20 protein-coding genes are annotated in these 21,642 nt (G+C 71.6%); 9 read left to right on the top strand and 11 right to left on the bottom strand.

Going from position 1 to position 21,642, the window contains the following annotated elements:
- Window positions 1-39: 39 nt before the first annotated feature.
- Window positions 40-1,071, top strand: a complete 1,032-nt coding sequence (locus ACZ7DY_RS29460) for a bile acid:sodium symporter family protein (RefSeq protein ID WP_471140430.1) — start codon at window positions 40-42, stop codon at window positions 1,069-1,071.
- Window positions 1,072-1,542: 471 nt separating this feature from the next.
- Here the strand turns inward: ACZ7DY_RS29460 and ACZ7DY_RS29455 are convergent, their stop codons facing one another.
- From ACZ7DY_RS29455 to argC, 5 genes are read right to left on the bottom strand one after another with little or no spacing between them, the layout of a single operon-like run.
- Window positions 1,543-2,088, bottom strand: a complete 546-nt coding sequence (locus ACZ7DY_RS29455) for an arginine repressor (protein ID WP_361726545.1) — start codon at window positions 2,086-2,088, stop codon at window positions 1,543-1,545.
- 7 nt (window positions 2,089-2,095) lie between these two features.
- Window positions 2,096-3,301: an acetylornithine transaminase gene (locus ACZ7DY_RS29450; RefSeq protein ID WP_471140429.1), complete on the bottom strand. Its 1,206-nt coding sequence runs from the start codon at window positions 3,299-3,301 to the stop codon at window positions 2,096-2,098.
- Window positions 3,298-4,242 carry an acetylglutamate kinase gene (argB, locus tag ACZ7DY_RS29445; protein ID WP_471140427.1) on the bottom strand — a complete coding sequence of 315 codons (945 nt, stop codon included), beginning with the start codon at window positions 4,240-4,242 and terminating at the stop codon, window positions 3,298-3,300. The genes ACZ7DY_RS29450 and argB overlap by 4 nt, the downstream gene beginning before the upstream one ends.
- Entirely contained in the window at window positions 4,239-5,393 is a 1,155-nt protein-coding gene (gene argJ / locus ACZ7DY_RS29440) for a bifunctional glutamate N-acetyltransferase/amino-acid acetyltransferase ArgJ (RefSeq protein WP_471140424.1), read from the bottom strand. Before argJ ends, argB begins: the two co-directional genes overlap by 4 nt.
- Window positions 5,390-6,418 carry an N-acetyl-gamma-glutamyl-phosphate reductase gene (gene argC, locus ACZ7DY_RS29435; protein ID WP_471140422.1) on the bottom strand — a complete coding sequence of 343 codons (1,029 nt, stop codon included), beginning with the start codon at window positions 6,416-6,418 and terminating at the stop codon, window positions 5,390-5,392. The genes argJ and argC overlap by 4 nt, the downstream gene beginning before the upstream one ends.
- A gap of 166 nt (window positions 6,419-6,584) precedes the next feature.
- Between argC and ACZ7DY_RS29430 the strand changes: the two genes are divergently transcribed.
- From ACZ7DY_RS29430 to ACZ7DY_RS29420, 3 genes are all read left to right on the top strand, one after another.
- The gene (locus ACZ7DY_RS29430; protein WP_471140420.1) at window positions 6,585-7,190 is read left to right on the top strand and encodes a dihydrofolate reductase family protein; all 606 of its coding nucleotides are present in this window, start codon (window positions 6,585-6,587) and stop codon (window positions 7,188-7,190) included.
- A 234-nt stretch (window positions 7,191-7,424) separates the two neighbouring features.
- The gene (locus tag ACZ7DY_RS29425; RefSeq protein ID WP_471140900.1) at window positions 7,425-7,889 is read left to right on the top strand and encodes a DUF2199 domain-containing protein; all 465 of its coding nucleotides are present in this window, start codon (window positions 7,425-7,427) and stop codon (window positions 7,887-7,889) included.
- Window positions 7,889-8,551 carry a hypothetical protein gene (locus ACZ7DY_RS29420; protein WP_471140417.1) on the top strand — a complete coding sequence of 221 codons (663 nt, stop codon included), beginning with the start codon at window positions 7,889-7,891 and terminating at the stop codon, window positions 8,549-8,551. Before ACZ7DY_RS29425 ends, ACZ7DY_RS29420 begins: the two co-directional genes overlap by 1 nt.
- A 76-nt stretch (window positions 8,552-8,627) precedes the next feature.
- On the opposite strand, the gene ACZ7DY_RS29415 is transcribed toward ACZ7DY_RS29420, so the two are convergent.
- Entirely contained in the window at window positions 8,628-9,383 is a 756-nt protein-coding gene (locus tag ACZ7DY_RS29415) for an SDR family NAD(P)-dependent oxidoreductase (protein WP_471140416.1), read from the bottom strand.
- 166 nt (window positions 9,384-9,549) lie between these two features.
- A complete protein-coding gene (locus ACZ7DY_RS29410; RefSeq protein ID WP_471140414.1) occupies window positions 9,550-10,608 on the bottom strand; it encodes a vWA domain-containing protein in 1,059 nt (352 codons plus the stop codon).
- A 254-nt stretch (window positions 10,609-10,862) separates the two neighbouring features.
- Between ACZ7DY_RS29410 and ACZ7DY_RS29405 the strand changes: the two genes are divergently transcribed.
- Window positions 10,863-11,702, top strand: a complete 840-nt coding sequence (locus ACZ7DY_RS29405; RefSeq protein ID WP_471140411.1) for an alpha/beta fold hydrolase — start codon at window positions 10,863-10,865, stop codon at window positions 11,700-11,702.
- A gap of 8 nt (window positions 11,703-11,710) precedes the next feature.
- Here ACZ7DY_RS29405 and rox read toward each other — a convergent pair whose 3' ends face one another.
- Window positions 11,711-13,144, bottom strand: coding sequence for a rifampin monooxygenase (rox, locus tag ACZ7DY_RS29400; protein WP_471140408.1), 1,434 nt, complete (start codon window positions 13,142-13,144; stop codon window positions 11,711-11,713).
- Window positions 13,141-14,781 carry a hypothetical protein gene (locus ACZ7DY_RS29395; RefSeq protein WP_471140405.1) on the bottom strand — a complete coding sequence of 547 codons (1,641 nt, stop codon included), beginning with the start codon at window positions 14,779-14,781 and terminating at the stop codon, window positions 13,141-13,143. The genes rox and ACZ7DY_RS29395 overlap by 4 nt, the downstream gene beginning before the upstream one ends.
- A gap of 178 nt (window positions 14,782-14,959) precedes the next feature.
- Here ACZ7DY_RS29395 and ACZ7DY_RS29390 point away from each other — a divergent pair, with 178 nt between their 5' ends.
- The 3 genes from ACZ7DY_RS29390 (at window position 14,960) to ACZ7DY_RS29380 (ending at window position 17,900) form a co-directional block, all read left to right on the top strand.
- A complete protein-coding gene (locus ACZ7DY_RS29390; RefSeq protein ID WP_471140402.1) occupies window positions 14,960-15,433 on the top strand; it encodes a carboxymuconolactone decarboxylase family protein in 474 nt (157 codons plus the stop codon).
- Window positions 15,434-15,577: 144 nt separating this feature from the next.
- Window positions 15,578-16,537 (top strand): RNA polymerase sigma-70 factor, encoded by a 960-nt coding sequence (locus ACZ7DY_RS29385; protein WP_471140401.1) that lies wholly within the window; start codon window positions 15,578-15,580, stop codon window positions 16,535-16,537.
- 157 nt (window positions 16,538-16,694) lie between these two features.
- Entirely contained in the window at window positions 16,695-17,900 is a 1,206-nt protein-coding gene (locus ACZ7DY_RS29380) for an epoxide hydrolase family protein (RefSeq protein ID WP_471140398.1), read from the top strand.
- 29 nt (window positions 17,901-17,929) lie between these two features.
- Here ACZ7DY_RS29380 and ACZ7DY_RS29375 read toward each other — a convergent pair whose 3' ends face one another.
- Complete coding sequence (locus tag ACZ7DY_RS29375; RefSeq protein WP_471140395.1) at window positions 17,930-18,346, bottom strand: DUF5997 family protein; 417 nt, start codon at window positions 18,344-18,346, stop codon at window positions 17,930-17,932.
- Between the two features lie 57 nt (window positions 18,347-18,403).
- On the opposite strand from ACZ7DY_RS29375, the gene ACZ7DY_RS29370 reads away from it, so the two are divergent.
- Window positions 18,404-19,207, top strand: coding sequence for a LysR substrate-binding domain-containing protein (locus ACZ7DY_RS29370; protein WP_471140392.1), 804 nt, complete (start codon window positions 18,404-18,406; stop codon window positions 19,205-19,207).
- Between the two features lie 109 nt (window positions 19,208-19,316).
- Here ACZ7DY_RS29370 and ACZ7DY_RS29365 read toward each other — a convergent pair whose 3' ends face one another.
- Window positions 19,317-21,536, bottom strand: a complete 2,220-nt coding sequence (locus ACZ7DY_RS29365) for an NADP-dependent isocitrate dehydrogenase (RefSeq protein ID WP_471140389.1) — start codon at window positions 21,534-21,536, stop codon at window positions 19,317-19,319.
- Window positions 21,537-21,642 lie beyond the last annotated feature (106 nt).

The raw sequence follows: 21,642 nt of genomic DNA, 5'->3' as shown, positions 1-21,642 counted from the left end.
GGGTTGCACGCGCGCCCGGCCGGGGCGTTGCATCACGCCGTGCGATCCGAAGAGAAGACCAGCGGGACGACCGGCGCGAGTGGTGGGACGACCAGCGGGACGACCGGGACGGGTGGCGCCGACCGGGCCGCCCGTCGTGCCGTCACCGTCTTCCCCGTGCTCGTCCTGGCCGCCGGCGCGCTCGGCCTCGCCCTGCCGGACGCCTTCAAGGGCTGGGGCACGAACGTCCCGTACCTGCTGGGTGTCGTGATGTTCTGCATGGGGCTGACCATGACCCCGGTCGACTTCCAGGGCGTCATCAAGCGGCCCTGGGCGGTCGCGCTCGGCCTCGTCGCGCACTACGTGATCATGCCGGGGCTCGGCTGGCTGATCGCCCACGCGCTCGGCCTGTCACCGCAGCTGGCGGCCGGGGTGATCCTGGTGGGCTGCGCGCCGAGCGGCACCGCGTCCAACGTCGTGACCTATCTGGCCCGCGGCGACGTGGCGCTGTCCGTCTCGGTCGCCACCGTCTCGACCGTCCTCGCGCCGCTGGTCACGCCCCCGCTGACGCTGCTGCTCGCGGGCGAGTACCTGCCCGTCGACGCGGGCTCGATGGTCACGGACATCCTGAAGACCGTGCTCCTGCCGGTCCTCGCGGGCCTCGCCGTGCGGCTGCTCTTCGGACGGTACGTCGACCGGGTGCTCGGCGCCCTGCCGTGGCTTTCGGCGCTGACCGTCGCCGCCATCGTGGCGATCGTCGTCGCGGGCAGCGCGGCGGCCATCAAGTCGGCGGCGGCCCTGGTCTTCCTCGCGGTGTTCCTGCACAACGGCCTCGGTCTCGCGCTCGGTTACGGCGCGGGCAAGGTGGCCCGGCTCGGCCGGCCCGCGTCCCGCGCCATGGCCTTCGAGGTCGGCATGCAGAACTCGGGCCTCGCGGCCTCCCTCGCCGCGGCCCACTTCAGCCCCCTCGCGGCGCTGCCCTCGGCGGTGTTCTCCGTGTGGCACAACGTGTCGGGGGCGCTGGTGGCGGCGTGGATGTCGCATCGGGCGCGGGACGGTGAGGCCCCCGGGCGCGGTGAGGGATCCGGCTGAGTCATCCGGGGCCCCGGGACAGCGAGGGTGTGACCCGGCACGGTTCCCTGGTGCCCCCACGCCCTACGGTGCACCGCATGAGGGGACGAGGCGCCCTCAGAGCAGGTCGGCCCTGTCCAGCCCCTGCCTTCCCGGAAGCGCGGCGTCATGGTGACGGTCGGCGTGGGGGACGCCGTGGGCGGCTTCTCCTCGGGGCAGCCCGTCGCGGCGGGCGACCGCGTGCCCTCGAAGTCGGCGGAGTCCCCGAAGCACACCACGAACCGGCCCCCCTCACCTCCGGATGAGGAGGGCCCGGCAGCACCGGCGGCCGGCACGCCGACGTCACTCCCGCACGCGGCGACCGTCAGCAGCGCGGCACCGCAGGCGAGGGCGGCAAGCGGCGGGCAACGCCTGCGTCGTCCACTCATGCGGTGCACCGTAGGGCGTGGGGCGTGCCGGAGGTAAGGGTGACTCCGGCCGACCGGATCGGGCCTAGTGCTCGTTGGACGCCAGCCGCAGCAGATGGTCCGCCAGGGCCTGTCCCCCCGTCGGCTCCCTGCTGATCAGCATCAGCGTGTCGTCGCCCGCGATCGTGCCGAGGATGTCGTGGAGTTCGGCCTGGTCGATGGCGGAGGCGAGGAACTGTGCGGCGCCCGGCGGGGTCCGCAGGACGACGAGGTTGGCCGAGGCCTCCGCGGAGATCAGCAGCTCCGCGGAGAGACGCCGCATCCGCTCCTCCTTGGCCGACTCCCCCAGCGGCGCGCGCGGGGTGCGGAATCCGCCCTCGCTCGGCACCGCGTAGATGAGGTCGCCCTCGGCGTTGCGGATCTTCACCGCGTTCAGCTCGTCGAGGTCGCGGGAGAGCGTCGCCTGAGTGACGGTCAGACCGTCGTCGGCGAGCAGCTTCGCCAGCTGGCTCTGGGAGCGCACCGGCTGCCGGTTCAGGATGTCCACGATCCGGCGGTGGCGTGCGGTGCGGGTCTGCGGCACGGCGGGACCCGCGTGGTCGCCGTGCTCGTTGCCTTGCGCCTGGCTCATCGTCGTCTCATTCTCCGGATCGTCCGTCCCCGTCGGCCCGTGCGGCCTTGTCCAGTACGCCGGGCAGCGCCCGGAGGAACGCCTCCACCTCGTCGTCGCGCACGTTCAGCGGCGGCATCAGCCGTACGACATCGGGGGCGGGCGCGTTCACCAGGAAGCCGGCGTCCTGAGCCGCCTGCTGCGCCCGTGGCGCGAGCGGCTCGGTGAGCACGATACCCAGCAGGAGGCCCGAGCCCCTTACATGCCCGACGAGAGGGTGTCCCAGTGACTCGATTCCTTCGCGCAGCTTCTCGCCCGCCCGCTTGGTGTTCTCCAGGAGCCCCTCGGCCTCGATGGTGTCGATGACCGCGCGGCCCGCGGCGCACGCGACGGGGTTCCCTCCGAACGTCGTGCCGTGGTGACCGGGCTTCAGGAGGTCGGCGGCGGCGCCGAACGCGACGGTCGCGCCGAGCGGAAGCCCGCCGCCCAGACCCTTCGCGAGCGTGACGACGTCCGGCTCCACGCCGTCGTGGGCGAGGTACTCGAACCAGTGCCCGGTGCGACCGATCCCGGTCTGCACCTCGTCGAGGACGAGGAGCGTCCCGGTGGCGCGGGTGATCTCACGGGCCGCCTCGAGGTAGCCCGCAGGCGGCACGACGACGCCGTTCTCACCCTGGATCGGCTCGATGATCACGAAGGCGGTCTCGGTGGTGACGGCCGCGCGCAGGGCCTCGACGTCGCCGTACGGGACGTGCGTGACGTCGCCGGGCAGCGGCAGGAACGGCTCCTGCTTGCCGGGCTGGCCGGTGAGGGCGAGCGAGCCCATGGTCCGGCCGTGGAAGCCGCCCCGGGTGGCGACCATGTGCGGCCGGCCGGTCAGCCGGCCGAGCTTGAACGCGCATTCGTTGGCCTCTGCGCCGGAGTTGCAGAAGTACACCCGGCCCTCGCGTCCGAAGAGCTGGAGCAGCTTCTCGGCGAGCGCGACGGGCGGCTCGGCGATGAAAAGGTTCGAGACGTGGCCGAGGGCGCCGATCTGGGCGCTCACGGCCTCGACGATCGCGGGGTGGGCGTGGCCGAGCGCGTTGACGGCGATGCCGCCGACGAAGTCGAGGTACTCCTTGCCGTCGGCGTCCCACAGCTTGGTGCCCGCGCCGCGCACGAGGGGCAGCCTGGGTGTGCCGTAGTTGTCCATGAGTGCGCCCTGCCAGCGCGTGGTCAGCTCCTGGTTGCTCATGAGTCCCCCTCCGTGTCGGTGGTGTGGGTGGCGTGGTCGGGGACGACCATCGTGCCGATGCCTTCGTCGGTGAAGATCTCGAGCAGGATCGAGTGCTGGACGCGGCCGTCGATCACGCGGGCCGTCTCGACGCCGTTGCGCACGGCGTGCAGACAGCCCTCCATCTTCGGGACCATGCCGCTCGCCAGCTCGGGCAGGAGTTTCTCCAGCTCCCGCGCGGTGAGCCTGCTGATGACCTCGTCGGAGTGGGGCCAGTCCTCGTAGAGGCCCTCGACGTCGGTGAGGACCATCAGGGTCTCGGCATCAAGCGCCGCAGCGAGTGCCGCAGCCGCCGTATCAGCATTGACGTTGTAGACATGGTGGTCGTCCTGGGAACGGGCGATCGAGGAGACGACCGGGATGCGGCCGTCGGCGAGCAGCGCCTCGATGGCGCCGGTGTCGATCTCGGTGATCTCGCCGACGCGGCCGATGTCGACCAGCTCGCCCTCGATGCGGGGCTGGTGCTTGGTGGCGGTGATGGTGTGCGCGTCCTCGCCGGTCAGGCCGACGGCGAGCGGGCCGTGCCGGTTGAGCAGGCCGACGAGCTCGCGCTGCACCTGTCCGGCGAGCACCATGCGTACGACGTCCATGGCGTCCTCGGTGGTGACGCGCAGGCCCGCCTTGAACTCGCTGACGATGCCGTGCCGGTCGAGCGCCCTGCTGATCTGCGGGCCGCCGCCGTGCACGACGACGGGCTTGAGGCCCGCGTGGTGCAGGAAGACGACGTCCTGGGCGAAGGCGGCCTTCAGCTCGTCGTCGACCATGGCGTTGCCGCCGAACTTGATGACGACGGTCTTGCCGCGGTGCCGGGTCAGCCAGGGCAGCGCCTCGATGAGGATCTGTGCCTTGGGGAGCGCGGTGTGCCTGCGGGCGGTGGGGTGGCCGCTCACGTCCTTGGTCATGAGCTGTACGCGCTGTTCTCGTGGACGTAGTCGGCGGTGAGGTCGTTGGTCCAGATCGTCGCGGTCTCCTCGCCTGCGGCGAGGTCGGCGGTGATGACGACCTCGCGGTAGCGCATGTCGACCAGCTCGCGGTCCTCGCCGACCGAGCCGTTCCTGCAGACCCAGACGCCGTTGATGGCGACGTTCAGGCGGTCCGGTTCGAAGGCGGCGGAGGTCGTGCCGATGGCGGAGAGCACCCGGCCCCAGTTGGGGTCCTCGCCGTGCAGGGCGCACTTGAGGAGGTTGTTGCGGGCGATGGACCGGCCGACCTCGACGGCGTCGGCCTCGCTCGCCGCGTTGACCACCTCGACCTTGATGTCCTTGCTCGCGCCCTCGGCGTCGCCGATGAGCTGGCGGCCGAGGTCGTCGCAGAGCTCGCGGACGGCGGCGGCGAACTCGGCGTACTCCGGGGTGATGCCGGCGGCGCCGGAGGCGAGCAGCAGCACGGTGTCGTTGGTGGACATGCAGCCGTCGGAGTCGACCCGGTCGAACGTGAGCCGGGTGGCGTCACGGAGCGCCCGGTCCAGGACGTCGGCCTCGACGTCGGCGTCCGTGGTGAGTACGACGAGCATGGTGGCGAGGCCGGGGGCGAGCATGCCGGCGCCCTTGGCCATGCCGCCGACGGTCCAGCCGCCCTCGGCGGTCACGACGGACGTCTTGTGGACGCTGTCGGTGGTCTTGATGGCGATGGCGGCCTTCTCGCCGCCGTGCGCGGAGAGTTCGTTCGCGGCCTTCTCGACGCCCGGCAGGAGCTTGTCCATGGGGAGGGTGACGCCGATGAGCCCGGTCGACGCGACGGCGACCTCGCCGGCGTTCAGGGAGAGGACGTCGGCGACCTTCTCGGCGGTGGCGTGCGTGTCCTGGAACCCCTTGGGTCCCGTACAGGCGTTGGCGCCACCGGAGTTGAGGACGACGGCGGAGACGAGGCCGCCCTTGACGACCTGCTCCGACCAGAGGACGGGGGCGGCTTTGACGCGGTTGGAGGTGAACACGCCCGCGGCGGCGAGGCGGGGCCCGGTGTTGACCACGAGGGCCAGGTCCGGGTTGCCGTTCTCCTTGATTCCGGCGGCGATGCCCGCGGCCGTGAATCCCTTGGCTGCCGTCACACTCACGGCGCGACTCCGATCGTAGTCAGCCCGGTGGCCTCGTCGAGGCCCAGGGCGATGTTCATGCTCTGCAGGGCGCCGCCCGCGGTGCCCTTGGTCAGATTGTCGATGGCGCTGATCACGACGGTGCGTCCGGCCCCCTCGTCGTACGCGACCTGGACCTGCACGGCGTTCGAGCCGTACACGGCGGCGGTGGCGGGCCACTGCCCTTCGGGGAGGAGCCGCACGAACGGCTCGTCGGCGAAGGCCTTCTCGTACGCATCGCGCACGGACCCGGCGGTGACGCCCGGCTTGGTCTTCGCGCTGCAGGTGGCGAGGATGCCGCGGGGCATCGGGGCCAGGGTCGGCGTGAAGGAGACCGTGACGGGGGTGCCCGCGGCGGCGGAGAGGTTCTGGATCATCTCGGGGGTGTGCCGGTGGACTCCCCCGACGCCGTACGGGGACATGTTCCCCATGACCTCCGAGCCGAGCAGGTGCGGCTTGGCCGCCTTGCCCGCGCCGGAGGTGCCGGACGCCGCGACGATCACCGCCTCCGCCTCGACGAGGTCCGCCGCGTACGCGGGGAAGAGCGCGAGGGAGACGGCGGTGGGGTAACAACCGGGCACCGCGATGCGCTTGGACCCCGCCAGCGCGGCACGCGCGCCCGGCAGTTCGGGAAGGCCGTAGGGCCAGGTGCCGGCGTGCGGGCTCCCGTAGAACTTCTCCCAGGCCGCGGCGTCCGTCAGCCGGAAGTCCGCGCCCATGTCGACGACGAGGACGTCGGGCCCGAGCTGCTCGGCGACGGCGGCGGACTGGCCGTGGGGCAGCGCGAGGAAGACGACGTCGTGTCCGGCGAGGACCTCGCCCGTCGTCGGCTCCAGAATCCGGTCGGCGAGCGGAAACAGATGCGGCTGCAGCGCGCCCAGGCGCTGGCCCGCGTTGGAGTTGCCGGTGAGGGCGCCGATCTCGACCCCGGGGTGCCCGAGCAGCAGACGCAGCAGCTCGCCGCCCGCATACCCACTGGCCCCTGCCACCGCTGCGCGTACCCTCATGGAACCCTCCTCTTGGATGGCATGACTATACGTTCCCCTGTAGCTTTATGCAATCGAGTGCCCTGGGGTGGCCCGGCTGAGCGTGACGGTTGGCCCCGGCCGTTCGCGATGATTTTGTGGCTCCCGGCGAGTCCAATCTCATGTCACCCCAGGAAAGGACACCGCCATGTCGGAACTTCTCGTCGACTTCATCACCTCCCTCGACGGCCATGCGTCGGGAGATGGATGGCCCGGGTTCTGGGGCCTCGAGGGTCCGGAGTACCTCGCATGGCTCGGCGAGCAGCCCGCGGCCACCTACCTGATGGGAGCGAACACCTACCGCCTGATGTCGGGCTTCTCCGCGGGCGAGGTCCCGCAGGGCCAAGACGAGTTCAGGCCCGAAGAAGAGGCGTCCGTCGACGAGCTCACGAGGGCGTCCAAGGTGGTGTTCTCCTCCTCACTCGCGGAGCCGCTGACGTGGGCCAACTCCACGCTCGTCCGCGACGACGCCGTCGAGGCGGTCCGCGCCATGAAGTCCAGCGGCTCGGGGCTCCTCAGCACGATCGGCAGCATCAGCCTGTGCCGGTCCCTGCTACGAGCCGGACTCGTCGACCGCTTCCGGGTCGTGATGTTCCCGGTGATCACCGGGGCCACGGGCGAAGAACGCATCTACGACGGCTACCCGGACGTTGCCCTCGAAATGATCGAGCACCGCACCTTCGACGGCCGCATCCAGCTGGTCGAGTACAAGCCCCGCGTGCTCGAACACCCGCCGCTCCACGTCCCTGCGTGACATCGTCCCGCCGACGCCTGCCTGGACGGCCACCAGGCCGGCACCGGCGGCTGCGGAGCGAGACGTCAGCGGATACGCCGCTGGACGCTTCCCTGGGCAGAAGCGCTCAGTCACACGGGCCGGCAGGTGGGGGGCCGACCAGCGACGTCGCGGCCCATCACTAGGCTCCGCATCATGACCGGTCATCTCGGATTCACCTGCACGTGCTGCGGGGCCCGCCACCCTGAGCTGCCGATGAACCATACGGCCGAGGCCCCGGCCGTATGGGACCCGGCCTTCGCCGGCGCCGAGGACTGCTTGCTCTCGTCGGACCAATGCGTGATCCGCGCGCAGCACTACTTCGTCAAGGGCCTGATCGAGATACCGGTCATCGGCAGCGACGACGTCTTCTCCTGGGGCGTCTGGGTCTCACTCAGCCGCGAGAACTTCTCCCGGGCCGCGGATCTGTGGGACAGGCCCGGCCGCGAGGCCGAGAAGCCGTACTTCGGCTGGCTCACCACCGAGCTTCCCGTGTATCCGACCACGACCCTCGACCTGAAGACGCGTCTCCACACCCGCCCCGTCGGTGAGCGCCCCCTCATCGAGCTGGAGCCCACCGACCACCCTCTCGCCGTCGAGCAGCGCACAGGGATCGGCCCGGAGCGCGTGCGGGAGATCGCCTCGGCCGTGCTGCACGCCGGTGACGGCCGGCAGCGGTGATGACCGACCGGCCTGTTTCGCCCGTCCCGGTCGCGCCGGCCGGCCTCACCCGCAGGGCCCGGCGGTTCATCGAGACGGAGGGCGTCCGCATCCGCCGAAAGGGCGTCCGGCGACACCGCGACGCGTGGATCGAGCAGGGGATCCCCGCCGCGGAGATCGACCGGGCCGCGGCCTTCCAGGACCGCTGGGGCGGCCTCGCCCTGCCGCCCGCCCCGTTCTACGAGGGCGGCCCCCGCAGCCTGGACGCCGGTGCACCGGAGGAGATGCCCGCGGGGGGCTGGTCGTTCCCGGCAGGGGCCGGTCGGGTGTCCATGGCCTACAGCTTCAAGATCGGCTCCGACGGTGCGTTCGGCATCGACAGCTGTCGCTGGACGCCCCTGCACGCCGGCCCCGACGGGTGGGTGGAATCCCTGGCGCTCGCCTTCCACGCCCGCCGTTGGGCCACGACCGTCACGCGGGTCACGCGCAGGGCCGTCCTCGCGCTGGATCTCAGCGGATTCGAGCCGGTGCCCGAGGTACAGGGCGTGACCGACTCCTGGTGGCGCGGCAAGGACTCCCTCATCGCCGTATACCGGGGTGAGGCCGTGGGCCTTGACGCCGCGCGATGCCTCGAAGCGCACATCTACGGCGGACTCGACGAGTGGGGCCTTCACGGCGGCTGACCACCTACGGGCCCAGGCCGTCTCGAACCAGTCGGACCCGGTCGGACCCGGTCGGCCCGGAGAGCCGAGACGCACGTCAGTGGGCCGTCCAGCCGCCGTCGAGGACGAGGTTTGCCCCGGTCATGTAGGAGGACCGGTCCGACGCCAGGAACAGGGTCGCCTCGGCTGCCTCTTCCGGGGTGCCGAGCCTGCCCAGCAGGGTGCGCTTCTCGAACTGCCTGCGCCGTTCCTCGGCGTCGCCCGTCGAGTCCAGGGCCGTCTGCAGGAGGTCGGTGAGGATCACGCCGGGGCTGAGGGTGTTGACCCGGACGCCGTCGGCGGCGTGGTCCACGGCCAGGGCCCGGGTCAGCTGGAGGACGCCCGCCTTGGAGGCGGAGTAGGCGGCGACCGCCTCGGAACCGACCAGCGCAAGCTCGGAGGCCACGTTGACGATGACGCCTCCGCCCCCGTCGCGCATCGCGGGCAGGGCGTGCTTGGCGCAGAGGAAGACGCCCTTGAGGTTGACGTCCATCAGCCGGTCCCACTCCGCGACCGTGGTGTCCTCCGCCCGCTTGGCGAACTCCATTCCGGCGTTGTTCACCAGTACGTCCAGGCGTCCGAACCGGTCCACGGCCCGGCGCATCAGGGCGGCCACGTCGTCCTCGCGGGTGACGTCGCAGCGCACCGCGTACGCCTCGCCGCCGTCGTCCATGATCAGCTTCGCGGTCTCTGTCGGCGGTTCTTCCTGGTCACCGGCGGCCACGACCAGAGCGCCGTCGCGTGCCAGGCGCCGCGCCATGGCACGCCCCAGCCCGCTTCCCGCACCGGTCACCACCGCGCACCGTCCGTCCATGGACATGTTCCGTTTCCCATCGCTCGCTCGTCACGCCGCCTCCGGTTCCGGTTCCGTTGCCGGCTCCGGAGAAGGGCGGCCGTCACTCCCAGCGGTACTCGGCTCCATTCATTTGAAACCAAACACCGTCGGATTCCGTCGGGCCGCCCCGGCCCGTCAGCGATATTCAGAGCATGATGAGCAGACGCGTATTCGGCTTGAGCTTCCTGTTCACCGAGCGGCTCTGGACGTAGACCTCCAGCTTGGGGTTGTTTCCCGCCTTTACGGACACCGTTCCCTGGATTCCCGTACCGAAGAGGAGACTGCGGGCGGCCTCTCCCGTATAGGCGCGGTCCGTGTCCTTCTCGACGACGATGACTTCCTTGTTCGGCTGGACCTGGGCGCGGGCGCCCAATTGGTAGTAGCACGCGCCGCGTTCATACGTCACGCCCGGGTGTGAATCGACGAAGGGGCGGATCTCGACCTCCTTGTCGACCTTCAGGAGGCGGTACTTGTTCGCCGGAATCGGTTCGAGATTCGCCCGCACCTCGTCGATGGATATGTCCTGGCCGACCGCGAACAAGTTCTTCGTGCCGCGCACCCCCTGCTCGCGGGCGCGCAGGAAGCTGGTGGCGGCGGCGCGCACGGTGCCGATGGCCTCCTCGACGCCCTCCTGGGAGTCCGCGTCCCAGATCGCGATGTTGCCCGCGGGGAAGCCGTAGTTCTGGGCGGTGCGCTTGGCCAGGGAGTTCGGCACGAGGATCGCCGACGTCCAGTGCTCGGGGAGGCCGCCCATCTTCGCGGAGATCCGGTCGAGCCACGGGCCGAGGATGGTCATGTCGCCGTCGTGGCGACGGTCACCGCCGGACGCGTTCTCCTCGCCGTCCGTCACCACGATCTGGAGGAAGCTGTGCTCGCCGTACTCCTCCCAGATGTGTCCGAGGTCGTCCAGGGATTTCAGGGAGGCCTCGATGAGGGCCGTGGCGCCATTGTTCACCCGGTACAAACCGCGCATGGACGGAAGGTGTTTCACATCCATGTCCCAGACCAGATTCTCCACCCTGTGGTCGAAGGAGTAGAGGCCTATCCGAGTCTCGTGACCGAGGCTGTCCGACTCGGCTTTCAGCCCGGCCACGAATTCGTCGACGACGCGCACGAGTTGGTCCTGGTGCGGACGCATGGAACCCGAACAGTCCACGACCAGCGCGACGTGATTCACCTTGTGCTGGATCCTGTTGGCGGACATGTTTCTGCTCCTTCTCTCCGGTACCTGGCGAGTGATTTCACTCTATGCGGAGCCACTGACAACGCCCCTTTGACGCACCCTCACCCGCTGCCGCCAACGCGCCCGTTCGGTCTCGTGGGCGCTGCCCCGCGTCGATCTCCGTTCGTGATCGGTGCGGGCGCGGATTGCTCCTTGGCCGGCACGGGTCAGCACGCTTGGCTGATGACGTCACCCACCACGCGGCCCGCCGGGGCCCATGAGGCCGGAGGAGAACCGTGCCCAACCTGGACGTCAACGAGACCACGCTCCACTACGAGGACGAGGGAGCCGGCCCCGCGCTGCTGTTCCTGCACGGCTGGGGCACCAGCGGCCGGACCTGGGGCGCCCAACTGCCCGACTTCCTCCGGGACCACCGGGTGGTCACCGTGGACTGGCGGGGCTGCGGCCGCTCGGCCCACCCCGCCCGGGGCAACACCATCGCCGGGGTCGTCGACGACCTGGTGGCGCTGATCGGCGCGCTGGGGCTGGACCGGCCGGTGGTCGTCGGCTCGTCCGTGGGCGGCGCCTTCGCCATCGAGCTCGCCCTGCGCCACCCCGAGCTGGTCGCCGGGGTCGTCCCGGTGGGCGCGCCGGGTCACTGGCCGGCGACGAACGCCCGGGCCCAGGCGGAGCTGGTGGCCGCCCTGCGCCGCGACCGGGCCGGCACGGTCGCCGACTGGGTACCGGGATGGTTCGCCCCCGGTACCGCGCCGGCCCTCATCGACTGGACGGTCCGCCAGATCCTCGACTCCGGTGTCCACATCGACGCCCATCAGGCCTGTGCCGCCGAGTACGATCCGCGCCCCTCACTGCCCGGGCTGCGCACCCCGATCCACTACCTCCACGGCGAGACGGACGCCGCGATCCCCCTGGAGGTGGCCCGGAACTGCGCCGCCCTGACGCCCGGCGCCACGGTCGGCGTGATCGCCGAGGCCGGCCACATGCCGCACCAGGAGGCCCCCGACCGTTTCAACACCGCCCTGCGCGCCGCCCTGGCCGGCCCGCTCCGCCGGAACGGCGGCCAGAGCCACAACCGCGGCACCAGCGGCGGCAGCGGCTATCTCTCACATCCCTAGCGGCCCCCTCAACTCCCCGCCGCACCAAACCACTTGCGCAGACGCGCGAGCAGTTCCGACTGCTCATCGCCCGCCCATGCCACATGCCCGTCCGGTCGCAACAGCACCGCGGGCGCGCCGAGTTCCTCTTCCCCGTCGGCCTCGACGACATGGTCGACCCGGTCCTCCCAGCCCGCCGCCGTGAGCCCGCCCGTCCGGTCGATCAGCAAACCGCGGCCCGTACGCATCAGTTCGTAGAGCCGGGTCGTCCCCAGCTTCATGTCACGCAGGCGGCGGCCGAGCAGTTCGTGTCCTTCGCCGAAGTCGTACCGGACACCGACCGCGGTGATCATCCCGGTCACGTACCGGTTGACGTCGTCGAAGTCCATCAGCTTCGTGAACAGCTCCCGCAGCGCGGTGGGGCCCGCGCCCGACCCGAGCAGCGTGATCTGCGCGCGGGTGTTGTCCAGCACGGCGGCGCCCACCGGGTGCCGTTCCGCGTGGTAGCTGTCCAGGAGGTCTTCCGGGGCCCAGCCGTTGACCGCGGCGGCCAGTTTCCAGCCGAGGTTGAACGCGTCCTGGACACCGAGGTTGAGGCCCTGGCCGCCGGTCGGCGGGTGGATGTGCGCCGCGTCCCCGGCGAGCAGCACCCGGCCGACGCGGTAGCGCTCGGCCTGCCGGGTGGCGTCGCCGAAGCGGGAGAGCCAGCGCGGCGCGTGGGCCCCGAAGTCGGTGCCCGCGAACGCCCGCAGCCGCGTCCGGAAATCCTCGATGGTGGGCTCGGTCGCACGGTCCTCGGTCACGCCTTCGGCCGGTACGACGACGCGGTACATGCCGTCTCCGAGGGGGCTGGCGCCGAACCGCAGCTGGGTCTTGCGGACTTCCTCGACGGCCGCGGCGATCGTCTCCGGGGCGTCGGTCAGCGCCATCTCGCCGAGCAGCGTCTCGACCGTGGCGGGCTCGCCGGGGAAGCCGATGCCGAGCTGCTTGCGCACCACGCTGCGGCCGCCGTCGCAGCCCACGAGGTAACGCGAGCGCAGCCGTGTGCCGTCGGCGAGTTCGACGGTCACCCCGTCCGCGTCCTGGCTCACCCCGGTCACTTCGTGGCCGCGTCTGATCTCGGCGCCGACTTCGAGCGCGTACGCGTTGAGCAGCCGCTCGGTGACCGGCTGCGGGGTGGCGACGCCGTACGGGTGGGCCGTGTCGAGGCCGTCGGGCCACGGCTTCGCGATGCCGCCGAAGAGCCCGCCGACCTGGAACTTCTCGCTGACCGCGAGGAACCGGTCCAGGAGTCCGCGCTGGTCCATGATCTCGACGCTGCGGGCGTGCAGGCCCTGCCCGCGGGACTGTTCGGTCTGCTCGGCGAGTCTCTCCAGCACGACCACCCGTACGCCCTGCAGGCGCAGTTCACCGGCGAGCATCAAGCCGGTCGGTCCGCCGCCGACCACGATCACGTCGATCATCGCAACTCCCCCTCAAGAGTCTGGTTTTCTGGTGGCCTGCCCTGCGCCGCCTCCCCCTGCCGTCCCCGTGCCGCCGTCGCACTCCGCCGAGGGATCAGCCGCGTCATCATGTCGTACGGCAGCGAGGGGTTGGCGGCCGCCGCCTCCACCACCCGCCAGTCGTCGTCGGCCAGCAGCTCCGGAAAAGTCCCTGGTGGGAGGGATGGATGACCGGCGGCGACAGGGCGCGCACGGGCGTCCGCCAGGCAGGCCAGCAGTACCGGCGGTGTCGCGCGAGGGTGCTCGGCCAGCGCACGGAGCGCCTTCCGCGCCGGTGGGTCGTACCGGCTCAGCTCCTCGAGGAGCGCCGCGGTCGCGTCCGGGTTGGCCGCGACCCGCGCCGCCACCTGTACTCCGTGCCGGGCGGCCATGTCGCGCAACTGGGCCTCGGAGAAGCCGGGATGGGCGGCGACGGACGCGACGACCTTCGCGTCGGCGTCGCGGGCCAGCGCGTCGCGGATCGCGGGCGGCAGATCCCGGCGCTGGGCCACGAGCATCCGTACGGCCGGGTCCGGTGACGCGGCGAGCTCCTCGGTCCGTGCGGGGGAAGCCGCCGCGATCCGCGGCAGCAGGACCGGACCGATCCTGGTGGTGGCGGCCAGGCGGGTGAGCAGGTCGAAGAGGACGCGGGGGTGGTGCGCGAGCGCCCGCCGCACGTCGGGGCTGCGGTCGTCGGCCAGTACGCGCATCAGGGCCTCGTCGATCGCCGGGTTCCCCGCGAGGTCCTCGCGCGTTCCGGGAGCGGTGTCCGCGGCGAGTCGCGCGTACGTCCCCGGGGAGAGGTCACGGCGGGCGGCGAGCGCCCAGCGCAGCGGCAGGGACGGCTCGTCGGCGAAGGCATCGGCGGCCTCACCCGGAGTGGCCGGGTTCATCAGGGCGGCCTGCCGCACCGCGCGGATGGTGGACTCGTGTGAGCCGTCGCAGGAGGCGCCGGGCGGGAGCTCGCAGTCGGGGCGTGGGCACTCCGGATCGTGCGTGAAGGGCGTCGGCTCCTGGTCGCAGACCAGGCACCGCCGCGCGGGCGGCAGTCCCTCGCCGGTCAGCAGGGCGGCGAGTACGGGCGGCGGCGTCGCCTCGTTCTCCGCCACCGCGCGGCGGACCTCGGCGTGCGGATGGCGTGCGAGCCCGGCGGCGAGGTCCGGCGCGGCCCCTGCGGCGAACTCCGCGACGACCCGGACGTCCGGGTCCGCGGCGAGCCTTGCGGCCACGTCCGGGGGCAGACCGGGGCAGCCGGCCAGCTTCTCCCGGCGCTCGGTCACCGGGTCCGACGCGAACAGGCGCGCCCATTGCGGGCGGCCGGCGCCCTCCTGGAGCAGGGCAAGGGCGGCGTACGGCTGTGTCCCGGGGTCGATGTCGGCGGCGTCGAGCAGGCCCGCGCGGGCGAGCGGCCCCGCGGCCGTCTCCGCCCGCGCGAAGAGCGCGGCCGCCTGGGCACGGCTCAGATCCGGCCGACCGGCCAGCTCCGCGGCGATGTCGGCGCTCATGTCCGGGTCGGTGCCGGTGTCCGCGCCGGCGCCGGTGAGGGCGATCAGCCGGTCGACCAGCTCCGGCGGCAGCGATGTGTTGGCCGCGAGGCCGCAGAGGATGTTGTGGTGCACGCAAGCCATCCTGCCCGGTCGCCCCGGACGGAGGAGGGTGAGACGCGGGTCACATCCGACCATGTCACAGGGGGTCGGGCTGTCTCGTCTCGGGGGTGTCACCACGGAACGACACCGAACTACACCGAACGACACCGAACGACACCGAACGACAGCCAAGACACCTGAGGAGCACACCATGGACGCACGTCTTGACTACCTCGCCCAGCCGAACGCCGCCAAGGCGCTCAAGTACTTCATGTCGGGCGCCAAGACGATGCAGGCATCGGCGGTGCCGAGCACCACGCAGGCGCTGGTGGCGCTCCGCGTCAGCCAGATCAACGGCTGTGCCGCCTGCACCGACATGCACACCAAGGAGGCCGCCGCCGCGGGCGAGACCGCGCTGCGGATGAACCTGGTGGCGGTCTGGCGCGAGGCCACCGTCTTCACCGAGGCCGAGCGGGCCGCGCTCGAGCTGGCGGAGGAGGGCACCCGGGTCGCGGACGCGGCCGGCGGGGTGAGCGACGAAGCATGGGCACGGGCCGCCGAGCACTACGACGAGGAGCAGCTCGCCGCGCTGGTGGTCCACATCTCGTTCATGAACATGGCCAACCGTCTGAACATCATCACCCGGCAGCCGGCCGGCGACTACGAGCCCGGTCAGTTCCACTGAGCGGCGCCGGCCACCGGCCCGGGGTCCGCCCCGGGCCACGGGGCCAGGGCGCTACTCTGACGCCCGACGGCCGCAGTGATCATCTGGAGGTGTCCGCGCCCGTGCGGACACCGGGTGGGCGGCGCGTGGGATCGGGGGGTCTGCGTGAGCAAGGTCGAGGAGTTCGAGGAGCTGCGGCCACTGCTGTTCTCGATCGCCTATCGCATCCTGGGCAGTGTCGGCGAGGCCGAGGACGCGGTGCAGGAGACCTGGCTGCGCTTCGACGCCACGACCACCCGGCCCGTCTCCCCGAAGGCCTTCCTGTCGGCCGCGGTGACCCGCGTCTCGATCGACGTACTGCGTTCCGCGCGGGTGCGGCGGGAGCAGTACGTAGGGCCCTGGTTCCCCGAGCCGCTGCTCGACGACCCGTACCAGGATCCGGTGCGCTCGGTGGAGCTGGCCGAATCGGTGTCGGTGGCGTCGCTCCTGCTGCTGGAGCGGCTGAGCCCGCTGGAGCGTGCCGTCTTCGTCCTGCGCGAGGTGTTCGGCTTCGGGTTCGACGAGGTCGCCGCGGCGGTGGAGCGCTCCGAGGCGGCCTGCCGGCAACTCCTCGTCCGGGCACGGCGGCACATGCGGGACGGGCGTCCGCGGTTCGAACCGGCCCGCGAGGAACAGGAGGCGCTGGCGTCCCGGTTCTTCGAGGCGCTCAGCGTCGGTGACGTCGCCGGCCTGCGGGAACTGCTCGCCGCCGATGTGTCGATGGTCGGCGACAGCGGCGGCAACGGCCCGCAGCTGTCCAAGGCCGCCGTCGGCATCGACACGGTGGCGAGGCTCCTCTCGATCAGCTTCCCCGCGATGATCGGGATCGGCGCGCGGTTCGAGCCGCACGAGGTCAACAGCGGGCCGGGCGCGGTCGTCCGCGACCGGGACGGCAAGGTCATCCACACCCTGGCGCTCGACGTGGCCGACGGGCGGATCCGGGCGATCCGCCTGGTCATCAACCCCGACAAGCTCGGCCACCTGGGTCCGGTGGCGGATGTCTGGGCCGTCGACCGCGAGACCCGGCAGCTGATGCGGAGCCTGCGGCTCCAGCAGGCAGAGACGGAGAGCGGGCCGCGCGGCTGAGCCTGCGAAACGTCCCCCCTCCGGCAGTACGTCGGCTCGCGGCCGATCCCACAGCGGTCGGCCGGTCCCACGACGTTCGGAAAGGGCCGCGGCGACGGACCGTAGCGGCCCGAAAATACCCGCCGGGCGTGGATCAGTGGCCGTAGCATGCGCGGCGATGACGACTTCGAGTGACGACACCATCCGCCCCTACCGGATCGACGTACCCCAGGCCGAGTTGGACGATCTGCACGACCGGCTCGACCGCACGCGCTGGCCGGACGAACTCCCGGGCGTCGGCTGGTCGTACGGCGTTCCGCGCGGTTATCTCAAGGAGCTCGTCCACTACTGGCGCCACGAGTACGACTGGCGGGCCGCGGAGGCCGCGCTCAACGCGTGGCCGCAGTTCATGACCACGATCGACGGCGCGGACGTCCACTTCGCCCACGTCCGCTCCCCCGAGCCGGACGCCACGCCCCTCCTGATCACCCACGGCTGGCCCGGCTCGATCGTCGAGTTCACCGATGTCGTCGGCCCGCTCACCGATCCGCGGGCCCACGGCGGCGACCCGGCGGACGCCTTCCACCTGGTGATGCCCGGCATCCCCGGATTCGGGCTGTCCGGTCCGACCCGGGAGACCGGCTGGGAGCTCAGGCGGGTGGCGCTGGCCTTCGCCGAACTCATGGAACGGCTCGGCTACGAGCGGTACGGGCTCCAGGGCGGCGACTGGGGAGCGGGCATCTCCCGCGAGCACGGCCGACTGCGCCCCGACCACGTCATCGGCGTCCACCTGAACCTGCTGCCGAACTCGGCGCAGACCAGGGAGCCCGACGCGGCGGAGCTCGAGGCGCTCGACCCGCCGGAGCGTGAGCGCACGCTCGCCTCCTGGGAGCGCATGCGGGCGTGGACGCGGGACCGCCAGGGGTACGCCGACCTCCAGGCCACCCGCCCGCAGACCCTCGCGTACGGGCTCACCGATTCCCCGGTGGGCCAACTGGCCTGGATCGTCGAGAAGTTCAAGGAGTGGACGGACTCGACCGACCGCCCGGAGGACGCCGTCGACCGCGACCAGATGCTCACGAACGTGATGCTGTACTGGCTGACCGGTACGGCAGGTTCGTCGGCCCGCATCTATTACGAGCGGGCCAACGCCGCCTACACGGGCAACCCGCCCCTGCCGTCGACGACCCCGACCGCGCTGGCCGGCTTCCCCCGCGACAACTTCATCCCGCTGCGCCACATCGCCGAGCGCACCGACAACATCGTGCGCTGGACGACGTACGACCGGGGCGGCCACTTCGCGGCGATGGAGCAGCCGCAGCTGCTCGTCGACGACGTGCGGGCCTTCTTCCGGACACTCAGGGAGCAGGGCTCACACCGCTGAGACCGGCCCCGGACCGCGGGAACCCCGCGTCAGGAGCGGGCGTCTTCGCCGCGCGCGGCGCGCTTCTCCGCCTGCTCGGCCTGCTTCTCCTTGATGCGCAGGGCGTCCTTGCGGACCTCCGCCTGGGTGGCCCGCTCCTGGCGCAGCCAGCCGGGCTGCTCCTGCTTCAGGGCCTCGATCTGTTCCGTGGTGAGCGGCTCGGTCACTCCGCCGCGGGCGAGACCCGCGATGGAGACCCCGAGCTTGGCGGCGACCACGGGGCGGGGGTGCGGGCCGTTGCGGCGCAGCTCCTGGAGCCACTCGGGCGGATCGGTCTGCAGCGCGTTCAGCTCGCTGCGCGTAACGACGCCCTCCTGGAACTCGGCGGGCGTGGCCTGGAGGTACACACCCAGCTTCTTCGCCGCGGTCGCGGGCTTCATGGTCTGGGTGGTCTGGTGCGACGTCATGGGTCAAGGGTATCGAGCGTGTGCGCCACTCCTGACCACGCCGGGTAGCCTGGCGAGGTGACAGGCTCCGAAAGCTCCCCGTCGTTCCGGCTCGCCTACGTCCCCGGAGTGACGCCCGCCAAATGGGTGCGGATCTGGAACGAGCGGCTGCCCGACATCCCCCTGACCCTTCTCGCGGTCCCCGCCGCCGAGGCGCCCGACGTGCTGCGCGCGGGCGGCGCCGACGCCGGTTTCGTACGGCTGCCCATCGACCGCACGGATCTGAGCGCGATCCCGCTCTACACCGAGACGACGGTCGTCGTGGTCCCCAAGGACCACGTCGTGGCGGCGGTCGACGAGGTGTCCGTGGAGGACCTCGCCGACGAGGTCGTCTTCCATCCGCTCGACGAGACCCTCGAGTGGGAGCGGCGGCCCGGCGTGCCCGCGCACGAGCGCCCCGCCACCACCGAGGACGCCGTCGAGCTGGTCGCGGCGGGGGTGGGCGTCGTGGTCGTCCCGCAGTCGCTCGCCCGCCTGCACCACCGCAAGGACCTCACCTACCGCCCGGTGAGCGGCGCCCCCGAGTCGCGCGTCGCCCTGTCGTGGCCGGAGGCCGAGACCACCGACCTGGTCGAGGACTTCATCGGGATCGTCCGCGGCCGGACGGTCAACAGCTCGCGGGGCCGCGCGCAGACCCCGGCGAAGGAGCAGGGCAAGGGCAAGGAGCAGGGCAAGGGCGGGGACGGGGCGAAGGCCGCGGGCCGGGCGAAGCGGAGTCCGGCGCCCGGCAAGTCCGGCGCCAAGCCGGCCGGCAAGGGCCGGCGGGGCGCAGCCGCCCGCGCGAAGCCCGCGAAGCGCGGCAAACCCCGACGGCGTTCCTGACCGGCCGGGCATACGGGATCGGCCGAGCATACGGGAAGGGGCCTCCCGCCACGGTGTGGCGGGAGGCCCCTTCCTCACGTACCGGGGCGGGTGACCCCGGGCCGGGACGTCAGCCCAGGATCGACAGCGCCTGGTTGAGCGTCGCGGACGGGCGCATGACCGCGGAGGCCTTGGCCGCGTCCGGCTGGTAGTAGCCGCCGATGTCGGCCGGGGAGCCCTGGACGGCGATGAGCTCGTCCACGATGGTCTGCTCCTGCTCGGCCAGCGTCTTGGCCAGGGCCGCGAACGCCTCGGCGAGCTGCGCGTCCTCGGTCTGCTTGGCCAGCTCCTGCGCCCAGTACAGGGCGAGGTAGAAGTGGCTGCCGCGGTTGTCGATGCCACCGAGGCGGCGGCTCGGCGACTTGTCGTTCTCCAGGAACGTGGCCGTGGCGCGGTCCAGCGTGTCGGCGAGGATCTGCGCGCGGGCGTTGCCCGTGGTGGTGGCGAGGTGCTCGAAGCTCACCGCGAGGGCGAGGAACTCGCCCAGGCTGTCCCAGCGCAGGTAGTTCTCCTTGACCAGCTGCTGGACGTGCTTCGGGGCGGAGCCGCCGGCGCCCGTCTCGAAGAGGCCGCCGCCGTTCATCAGCGGGACGACCGACAGCATCTTGGCGCTGGTGCCCAGCTCCAGGATGGGGAAGAGGTCGGTGAGGTAGTCGCGCAGGACGTTGCCGGTGACGGAGATGGTGTCCTCGCCGCGGCGGATGCGCTCCAGGGAGAACGCGGTGGCCTCGACCGGGGACATGATCCGGATGTCCAGGCCCTCGGTGTCGTGGTCGGCGAGGTACTGGCGGACCTTGCCGATGAGCACCGCGTCGTGGGCGCGGGTCTCGTCGAGCCAGAACACGGCCGGGCTGCCGGTGGCGCGGGCGCGCGTGACGGCGAGCTTGACCCAGTCCTGGATCGGGGCGTCCTTGGTCTGGCACATGCGGAAGATGTCACCGGCGGCGACGGTCTGCTCCAGGACGACGCTGCCCGCGGTGTCGACGACGCGCACGGTGCCCGTGGTCTGGATCTCGAAGGTCTTGTCGTGGCTGCCGTACTCCTCGGCCTTCTGCGCCATCAGGCCGACGTTCGGGACGGAGCCCATCGTCGACGGGTCGAAGGCGCCGTTGGCGCGGCAGTCGTCGATGACGACCTGGTAGATGCCCGCGTAGCTGCTGTCCGGGAGGACGGCCAGGGTGTCGTGCTCCTCGCCGTCCGGGCCCCACATGTGGCCGGAGGTGCGGATCATCGCCGGCATGGAGGCGTCGACGATGACGTCGCTCGGGACGTGCAGGTTCGAGATGCCCTTGTCGGAGTCGACCATGGCGAGCTCGGGGCCCTCGGCCAGCTCGGCCTCGAAGGACGCCTTGATCTTCTCGCCCTCGGGGAGGGACTCGAGGCCCTTGAAGATGCCGCCCAGACCGTCGTTCGGGGTCAGGCCGGCGGCGGCGAGGGTCTCGCCGTGCGCGGCGAACGTCTTCGGGAAGAAGGCGCGGACCACGTGGCCGAAGACGATCGGGTCGGAGACCTTCATCATCGTGGCCTTGAGGTGCACGGAGAAGAGCACGCCCTGCGACTTGGCGCGGGCGACCTGCTGCTTGAGGAACTCGCGGAGCGCCGCGACACGCATGACGGAGGCGTCGACGACCTCGCCGGCGAGGACCGGTACGGACTCGCGCAGGACGGTGGTGGAGCCGTCGTCACCGACGAGCTCGATGCGCAGCGAGCCGGCCTCGGTGATCACGGCGGACTTCTCGGTGGAGCGGAAGTCGTTCTCGCCCATGGTGGCGACGTTGGTCTTCGAGTCGGCCGTCCAGGCGCCCATGCGGTGCGGGTGGGCCTTGGCGTAGTTCTTGACCGACGCGGGGGCGCGGCGGTCGGAGTTGCCCTCGCGCAGGACCGGGTTGACGGCGCTGCCCTTGACCTTGTCGTAGCGGGCGCGGATGTCGCGCTCCTCGTCGGTCTTCGGGTCGTCCGGGTAGTCGGGGAGCGCGTAGCCCTGTCCCTGCAGCTCGGCGACGGCGGCCTTCAGCTGCGGGATCGAGGCCGAGATGTTGGGCAGCTTGATGATGTTCGCCCCGGGCGTCTTGGCGAGCTCGCCGAGCTCGGCGAGGGCGTCGTTGATGCGCTGGCCCTCCTCGAGACGCTCCGGGAAGCTCGCGATGATCCGCCCCGCGAGCGAGATGTCACGGGTCTCCACGCTGACACCGGCCGTCGAGGCATAGGCCTGCACCACCGGCAGGAACGAGTGCGTGGCCAGGGCCGGGGCCTCGTCAGTGTGGGTGTAGATGATGGTCGAGTCAGTCACCGGGTGCTCCGCTCCGCGTCTGCAACATTTCTCGACATCAAGATACCTCCTCCCTCCCCCGCCACGGACAGGGCCCCAAGGTCCTCATTTCCCGTAGACAGTGTCT

It is taken from the genome of Streptomyces sp. NPDC037013, assembly GCF_055607265.1.
Note: the sequence above shows the minus strand (reverse complement) of the source record. Positions and strands in the feature narration are given on the sequence as shown.